General features: G+C 34.5%; 7 protein-coding genes and 1 riboswitch. Of the genes, 6 read left to right on the top strand and 1 reads right to left on the bottom strand.

Annotated elements, in window-relative coordinates; all coding sequences use genetic code 11:
- Positions 1-150: 150 nt before the first annotated feature.
- Positions 151-1,053: an RNA-binding virulence regulatory protein CvfB gene (cvfB, locus tag HMPREF3247_RS09255; protein ID WP_001162352.1), complete on the bottom strand. Its 903-nt coding sequence runs from the start codon at positions 1,051-1,053 to the stop codon at positions 151-153.
- A 146-nt stretch (positions 1,054-1,199) separates the two neighbouring features.
- Between cvfB and HMPREF3247_RS09250 the strand changes: the two genes are divergently transcribed.
- From HMPREF3247_RS09250 to dapD, 6 genes are all read left to right on the top strand, one after another.
- On the top strand, positions 1,200-2,801 hold the full coding sequence (locus HMPREF3247_RS09250; protein ID WP_000942303.1) for an ABC-F family ATP-binding cassette domain-containing protein: 1,602 nt from the start codon (positions 1,200-1,202) through the stop codon (positions 2,799-2,801).
- A gap of 803 nt (positions 2,802-3,604) precedes the next feature.
- Positions 3,605-3,780, top strand: a riboswitch (Lysine riboswitch).
- A gap of 81 nt (positions 3,781-3,861) precedes the next feature.
- Positions 3,862-5,067 (top strand): aspartate kinase, encoded by a 1,206-nt coding sequence (locus HMPREF3247_RS09245; protein WP_000258716.1) that lies wholly within the window; start codon positions 3,862-3,864, stop codon positions 5,065-5,067.
- 63 nt (positions 5,068-5,130) lie between these two features.
- On the top strand, positions 5,131-6,120 hold the full coding sequence (locus tag HMPREF3247_RS09240) for an aspartate-semialdehyde dehydrogenase (protein WP_000163523.1): 990 nt from the start codon (positions 5,131-5,133) through the stop codon (positions 6,118-6,120).
- A gap of 1 nt (position 6,121) precedes the next feature.
- Positions 6,122-7,009 carry a 4-hydroxy-tetrahydrodipicolinate synthase gene (gene dapA, locus HMPREF3247_RS09235; RefSeq protein WP_000149280.1) on the top strand — a complete coding sequence of 296 codons (888 nt, stop codon included), beginning with the start codon at positions 6,122-6,124 and terminating at the stop codon, positions 7,007-7,009.
- On the top strand, positions 7,006-7,728 hold the full coding sequence (gene dapB, locus HMPREF3247_RS09230) for a 4-hydroxy-tetrahydrodipicolinate reductase (RefSeq protein WP_000698231.1): 723 nt from the start codon (positions 7,006-7,008) through the stop codon (positions 7,726-7,728). Before dapA ends, dapB begins: the two co-directional genes overlap by 4 nt.
- A 26-nt stretch (positions 7,729-7,754) precedes the next feature.
- The gene (gene dapD / locus HMPREF3247_RS09225; RefSeq protein WP_070866234.1) at positions 7,755-8,474 is read left to right on the top strand and encodes a 2,3,4,5-tetrahydropyridine-2,6-dicarboxylate N-acetyltransferase; all 720 of its coding nucleotides are present in this window, start codon (positions 7,755-7,757) and stop codon (positions 8,472-8,474) included.
- The last annotated feature ends 127 nt before the right edge of the window (positions 8,475-8,601 follow it).

Raw genomic sequence — 8,601 nt, 5'->3', positions numbered from 1 at the left:
TTTTACATTGCCTAAGAACTTAATGTCCCAGCCTATTCGTTTGAATTATTTAATTTTTTACTTTGAAAGGAATGTTTAAAAAACTACTTCATCTGTCCGACTTAATATTGAATATAAAAAACACGCATCCTACGACACGTGTAAAAATGATTATTCTTTTGAGTCAATTCGACTCCAACCTTTTTTAGTTAAAGTGATTTTACCTGTTTCTATATTAATAATCTTCTGTTTATATAAGTGACCGATTGCACGTTTGAATGAACCTTTACTCATATTGAATACTTCTTTAATCGCTTCAGGGCTTGATTTGTCCCAGAATGGTAATTCACCATCATATTCAACTAGTAAATCAAAGATGACTTGGCCGTCATCGTCTAAACGTTCATGTGCAAGTGGTAAAAATGAACCATTTAACTCACCTTTATCATTATGCCCGATAATTCTAACTTGAACAGATTCACCTAATCTTGGTTCAGCTTTACGTTCTGATTCATGTACGAAAATTTTGTAACCTGATTCGCTTAATAAGAAGCTACCAATTCGTAATACGCGGTAAGGTTTGGCTTCAATGACTTCGTTTTTTAAATTATCATCGTGTACAGGTGTAAACATATTTTCTACAACAGATTCACTCGCTAAACGTCCATACATATGATTCTCACGGTCAATTCGTAATGTAACTAGCAAATGATCACCAGGTTGTGGCCATAGTGATTTCACTTTTGGTAAATCTTCCCATGGTACTAACACTTCACGGGGTAAACCAACATCTATACGTGCCCCATCGCGATCCGTTTTAAGTACTTTAGCAAAATCATATTTATCTTTCGTAATATCAGGCATATTTTGAGTTGCAAATAATTCACCTGAACGGTTTGGATAAATGAAGAAACTATATTCTTCACCTACTTCTAATTCATCATCATCGTTCATTTCTGATTGGTTTAACTTTACGTTTTCACCGTTTGGTCCTTTTAAAAGGTAAGTTGAGCCTTGTAACCCTACTACTTCAAGGAATTCTATAGAACCTACTATATCTTTGTCTAATGCCATGTTATTCTCCTTCGATTCTTGTATTCTTTATTATTATAACATGTGTGAGTCATTCTATCATTACAACTTATATGAGGTCGAAACTGTGACGATAATATGATATAATTCTTCCGTTAGAATATCGAATGAAAAAAAGGAGAAAATGCATGTTACAAGTAACTGATGTGAGTTTACGTTTTGGAGATCGTAAACTATTTGAAGATGTAAATATTAAATTTACAGAAGGTAATTGTTATGGATTAATTGGTGCGAATGGTGCAGGTAAATCAACATTCTTAAAAATATTATCTGGTGAATTAGATTCTCAAACAGGACATGTTTCATTAGGTAAAAATGAACGTCTAGCTGTTTTAAAACAGGACCACTATGCTTATGAAGATGAACGCGTGCTTGATGTTGTAATTAAAGGTCACGAACGTCTTTATGAGGTTATGAAAGAAAAAGATGAAATCTATATGAAGCCAGATTTCAGTGATGAAGATGGTATCCGTGCTGCTGAACTTGAAGGTGAATTTGCAGAAATGAATGGTTGGAATGCTGAAGCTGATGCTGCTAACCTTTTATCTGGTTTAGGTATCGATCCAACTTTACACGATAAAAAAATGGCTGAATTAGAAAACAACCAAAAAATTAAAGTATTATTAGCGCAAAGTTTATTCGGTGAACCAGACGTACTATTACTGGATGAGCCTACTAACGGTCTCGATATTCCAGCAATCAGTTGGTTAGAAGATTTCTTAATTAACTTTGATAATACTGTTATCGTAGTATCGCATGACCGTCATTTCTTAAATAATGTATGTACTCATATCGCTGATTTAGACTTCGGTAAAATTAAAGTTTATGTTGGTAACTATGATTTTTGGTATCAATCTAGTCAGTTAGCTCAAAAGATGGCTCAAGAACAAAACAAGAAAAAAGAAGAAAAAATGAAAGAGTTACAGGACTTTATTGCACGTTTCTCAGCTAACGCTTCTAAATCTAAACAAGCAACAAGTCGTAAAAAACAACTTGAGAAAATTGAATTAGATGATATTCAACCATCATCAAGAAGATATCCTTTCGTTAAATTCACGCCTGAGCGTGAGATTGGTAACGACTTATTAATCGTTCAAAATCTTTCTAAAACAATTGACGGCGAAAAAGTATTAGATAATGTATCATTCACAATGAATCCAAATGATAAAGCGATTTTAATTGGAGATAGTGAAATTGCAAAAACAACATTACTTAAAATATTAGCTGGCGAAATGGAACCAGACGAAGGTTCATTTAAATGGGGTGTTACTACATCATTAAGTTACTTCCCTAAAGATAACTCAGAGTTCTTTGAGGGTGTAAATATGAATCTCGTTGATTGGTTAAGACAATATGCTCCTGAAGATGAACAAACAGAAACATTTTTACGTGGTTTCTTAGGTCGTATGTTATTTAGTGGTGAAGAAGTTAAGAAAAAAGCTAGTGTGCTTTCAGGTGGAGAAAAAGTACGTTGTATGCTAAGTAAAATGATGTTATCAAGTGCGAATGTACTTTTACTTGACGAACCTACTAACCACTTAGACTTAGAAAGTATTACTGCTGTCAATGATGGTCTTAAATCATTTAAAGGTTCTATCATCTTTACTTCTTATGACTTCGAATTTATCAACACGATTGCAAACCGTGTTATCGATTTAAATAAACAAGGCGGCGTTTCAAAAGAAATTCCATATGAAGAATACTTGCAAGAAATCGGCGTTTTAAAATAAACATAATATGTAGAATTTCTTTTCGAAAATCTCTGTATTGAGGCCCGACCAACTTGCACATTATTGTAAGTTGGCTTACTGTCACCTTCTATATTGGGACTTATTCCGCAACTTGTATTGTTTGTAGAAATTAGGAATCCAATTTCTCTATGTGTTGCACCGACAAGGATTGAAAAAAGCTAGCTACAAAGTCATTTTCATTCAGTCAACTACTGTCAATATAACATTGCAGGGTCTAGGGCATTGATTCATGCCCGAGACTATATTCAATTTAATAGACATTAACTGGTCGTGAGGCTGGGACATAAATCCCTAAAAAAACAGCAGTAAGATATTTTCAATTAGAAAATATCTTGCTGCTGTTCTCTATTTATACAATACTTCGTATTGAATGGCTTCGCTTTGCCCGTCTGGCACATTACTGTAAAATTCTATAAATAGAATTTTTGATGACGGGTCCCTTCCTAGGGTGCCGTCTCAGCCTCTTTTTACATTGCCTAAGAACTTAATATCCCAGCCTCGTGTCCTTTTTATTTTATTTTTTAGCACATCAGCACAGTGAACACCCCTTCTCTAAATTACAAATACAGTTATCACCGCATTAAAAGAGTACATTTATTTAATGTGCATATTGAGTATGCTATAAGTATTTTGAATTTTATTTTTCAAAAAGTCTCATTATCACCACCTTTTAAAATATAAGCAACGCTATAACTTGAATTTTCAGGTTATTCCAAAAAATCTAAATTATCGGTTTACATTCATATTTGTCATATGTATAATGAACACATACCAATTTAATAATATTTTGATGAGGCGCATCAATCATGAGTAAAGTTTAGATTACTGTCTGCTAACAGCTGAATTTGAAAGGGTGCGATGCCGAAGCGATTATAATAGCAGTTATAATTTGTTGGACTTTTTGGTTAAGAGCTGAGAGTTTGTCATTATTTAAAAATAATGGAGTGCATCACTTGTATATAGATTAAGAGCAAGTTCGCATTCCGAACTTGTTCTTTTTTTATTATTGTGTGCCCTTCCTAACAATTAGGAGGATTATATGGTAACAAGAAGTGTGTTGAAATTTGGCGGATCATCCGTCAGTGATTTTACAAAAATAAAAAGGATCGCTGAAATGTTAAAGGAGCGAGTCAATCAAGATGAACAATTAATTGTCGTTGTAAGTGCTATGGGTAACACAACAGATCAATTAATGACGAATGTATCGACCTTGACTAAAGCACCAAAACAACAAGAACTGGCATTATTATTGACAACCGGAGAGCAACAAACTGTATCTTATTTATCAATGGTATTAAATGATATCGGTGTGAATGCCAAAGCAATGACTGGCTATCAAGCGGGTATTAAAACCATTGGCCATCATTTAAAAAGTAAAATTGCTCAAATTAATCCTCAAACATTTGAACAAGCCTTTCAAGAAAACGATATTTTAGTAGTTGCTGGATTTCAAGGCATCAATGAACATCAGGAATTAACAACTTTAGGCAGAGGCGGTTCTGATACGACCGCTGTGGCACTTGCTGTTAGTAATCAAATACCTTGTGAAATTTATACCGACGTTGATGGTGTGTATGCCACTGACCCAAGACTTTTACCAAAGGCTAAACGACTAGACATCGTCTCATATGAAGAAATGATGGAAATGAGCGCTTTAGGTGCTGGTGTACTTGAAACAAGAAGTGTTGAATTAGCTAAAAACTATAATATCCCTTTATATTTAGGAAAAACTTTATCGAACGTGAAAGGAACATGGATTATGTCAAATGAAGAAATATTAGAGAAAAAAGCAGTTACTGGTGTGGCTTTGGATAAACATATGATGCATGTAACAATTAGTTATCCCCTACCTGACAATCAGCTACTTACCCAACTATTTACGGAACTTGAAGAAGGTGCTGTAAATGTTGATATGATTTCACAAATCGTCAACTTGGATGGGCTACAACTATCCTTCACGATTAAAGATAGTGATTTTCATCAAATTTCTATGATTCTTGAAACATTAAAGAATCAATATGAAGCATTAGCTTATAAAATCAATGAGCATTATGTCAAAATTTCATTAATTGGCTCAGGCATGCGTGATATGTCAGGTGTGGCATCAAAAGCATTTTTGACATTAATTGAAAATAATATACCTTTCTACCAAACAACAACATCTGAAATAAGTATTTCATACGTCATTGATGATTTTAATGGGCAACAAGCGGTAGAAAAACTATATGACGCATTTAACATTTAATGGTAAAATGATTGTTAAAATATTCTAAAAATTGGAAATTATTATAAAATGGAGTGACAAGTTATGACAAAGTTAGCAGTTGTGGGTGCAACAGGATTAGTAGGCACAAAAATGTTGGAGACATTAAATCGTAAAAATATTCCTTTCGATGAATTAGTATTATTTTCATCAGCACGTTCTGCAGGGCAAGAAGTTGAATTTCAAGAAAAAACATATACAGTACAAGAATTAACTGATGCTCGTGCTAGTGAACATTTCGATTATGTATTAATGAGTGCTGGTGGCGGTACAAGCGAACACTTTGCCCCACTCTTTGAAAAAGCTGGTGCAATCGTTATAGACAATTCAAGTCAATGGCGTATGGCAGAAGATATTGATTTAATCGTTCCGGAAGTCAATGAACCTACATTTACAAGAGGTATCATTGCCAATCCAAACTGCTCTACGATTCAATCTGTTGTGCCATTAAAAGTATTGCAAGATGCTTATGGTTTAAAACGAGTGGCATATACAACATATCAAGCTGTATCAGGTTCAGGGATGAAAGGTAAGAAAGATTTAGCTGAAGGTGTAAATGGTAAAGCACCAGAAGCATATCCACATCCAATTTATAATAATGTGTTACCGCATATTGATGTGTTTTTAGAAAACGGATATACAAAAGAAGAACAAAAAATGATTGATGAGACGAGAAAAATTTTAAATGCGCCAGACTTAAAAGTAACAGCAACATGCGCACGTGTGCCTGTTCAAGATAGTCATAGTGTTGAAATTGATGTAACGCTTGACAAAGAAACGACAGCAGAAGATATTAAAGCGTTATTTGATCAAGATGACCGCGTTGTTTTAGTAGACAATCCAGAGAACAATGAATATCCAATGGCAATCAATTCCACTAATAAAGATGAAGTGTTTGTTGGCCGTATACGTAGAGATGATTCATTAGAAAATACTTTCCATGTATGGTGTACATCAGACAATTTATTAAAAGGTGCTGCATTAAATGCTGTACAAGTATTGGAACAAGTTATGCGTTTAAAAGGAGCGAATTAAAATGACACATTTATTTGAGGGTGTTGGCGTTGCACTTACAACCCCTTTTACAAATAACAAAGTTAATCTTGAAGCTTTGAAAGCACACGTTAATTTTTTACTAGAAAATAATGCCCAAGCAATCATCGTTAATGGAACTACTGCTGAGAGCCCTACTTTAACAACAGATGAAAAAGAACGCATTCTAAAAACAGTTATTGATCTTGTAGATAAACGTGTTCCTGTCATAGCAGGAACTGGCACTAATGATACTGAAAAGTCAATCCAAGCTTCAATCCAAGCTAAAGCCTTAGGGGCTGATGCAATTATGTTAATTACGCCCTACTACAACAAAACGAACCAACGTGGTTTAGTCAAACACTTTGAAGCGATTACAGATGCTGTGAAATTACCAGTCGTGCTGTACAATGTTCCTTCAAGAACGAACATGACAATTGAACCAGAAACTGTAGAAATATTAAGTCAACATCCTTATATAGTTGCTTTAAAAGATGCTACGAATGATTTTGAGTATTTAGAAGAAGTGAAAAAGCGAATTGATACAAATTCATTTGCATTATATAGTGGCAATGATGACAACGTCGTCGAATACTATCAACGTGGCGGTCAAGGGGTTATCTCTGTTATTGCCAATGTCATTCCTAAAGAATTTCAAGCGTTATACGATGCTCAACAAAGTGGATTAGATATTCAAGATCAATTTAAACCAATCGGCACACTGTTATCAGCCCTATCAGTTGATATTAACCCAATTCCTATTAAAGCTTTAACAAGTTATTTAGAATTTGGAAACTATGAATTACGTTTACCATTGGTTAGCCTAGAAGATACAGATACTAAAGTGCTTCGTGAAGCATATGACACATTTAAAGCGGGTGAAAATGAGTGAAAATATTACTAATTGGCTATGGTGCAATGAATCAACGCGTTGCTAGATTAGCAGAAGAAAAAGGACATGAAATCGTTGGGGTCATTGAAAATACACCGAAAGCAACAACGCCATATCAACAATATCAACATATTGCAGATGTTAAAGATGCCGATGTTGCAATAGATTTTTCAAATCCGAATCTATTATTCCCATTATTAGATGAAGAGTTTCATTTGCCATTAGTTGTGGCAACAACTGGCGAGAAAGAAAAACTACTTAATAAGTTAGATGAATTGAGTCAAAATATGCCTGTATTTTTCAGCGCGAACATGAGTTATGGCGTTCATGCACTGACTAAAATTTTAGCAGCTGCTGTTCCCCTACTTGATGATTTCGACATCGAATTGACTGAGGCACATCATAATAAAAAAGTAGATGCACCAAGTGGTACGTTAGAAAAATTGTATGATGTGATCGTATCTTTGAAAGAAAATGTAACACCTGTGTATGATAGACATGAATTAAATGAAAAACGCCAGCCACAAGATATTGGTATACATTCTATTCGTGGAGGTACGATTGTCGGTGAACATGAAGTTCTATTTGCTGGCACTGATGAAACGATTCAAATCACACATCGTGCACAATCAAAAGATATTTTTGCGAATGGTGCTATACAAGCAGCAGAACGCTTAGTTAATAAACCAAACGGCTTTTATACGTTTGACAACTTATAAACATATTAAAGGAGATCGATTATTTTATGGTACAACATTTAACAGCTGAAGAAATTATTCAATATATAAGTGATGCTAAAAAGTCTACACCAATAAAAGTATATTTAAATGGTAATTTTGAAGGCATCACATACCCAGAAAGTTTTAAAGTATTTGGTTCAGAACAATCTAAAGTAATCTTTTGTGAAGCGGATGATTGGAAACCTTTTTACGAAGCATATGGTAGTCAATTCGAAGATATAGAAATTGAAATGGATCGTCGCAATTCTGCCATTCCATTAAAAGACTTAACAAATACGAATGCACGTATTGAACCAGGTGCATTTATTAGAGAACAAGCCATTATTGAAGATGGTGCTGTCGTTATGATGGGCGCAACAATTAATATTGGCGCAGTCGTTGGCGAAGGTACAATGATTGATATGAATGCTACTCTCGGTGGTCGTGCTACAACTGGTAAAAATGTACATGTAGGGGCTGGCGCAGTATTGGCAGGTGTGATTGAACCCCCTAGTGCATCACCAGTTATAATCGAGGATGATGTATTAATCGGTGCAAATGCAGTTATTTTAGAAGGTGTACGTGTTGGTAAAGGTGCTATTGTTGCAGCTGGCGCGATTGTGACACAAGATGTACCAGCTGGTGCAGTTGTTGCTGGTACACCTGCAAAAGTGATTAAGCAAGCTTCTGAAGTACAAGATACTAAAAAAGATATTGTAGCAGCATTAAGAAAACTGAATGACTAGTGACGTCAACGTATAATAATTTCAAGGTTGAGATACGATTATGTCTCAACCTTATTGTTTATCATTGAATAAACTTATGATCACAAATTTCGAAATACGTTACACTATTTATATAGTAATTTAACAC

Source organism: Staphylococcus sp. HMSC36A10 (assembly GCF_001838845.1).
In the GTDB taxonomy this organism is placed as follows: domain Bacteria; phylum Bacillota; class Bacilli; order Staphylococcales; family Staphylococcaceae; genus Staphylococcus; species Staphylococcus aureus.
The sequence above is the reverse complement of the archived record's forward strand: the minus strand, read 5'-3'. Positions and strand labels throughout refer to the sequence as shown.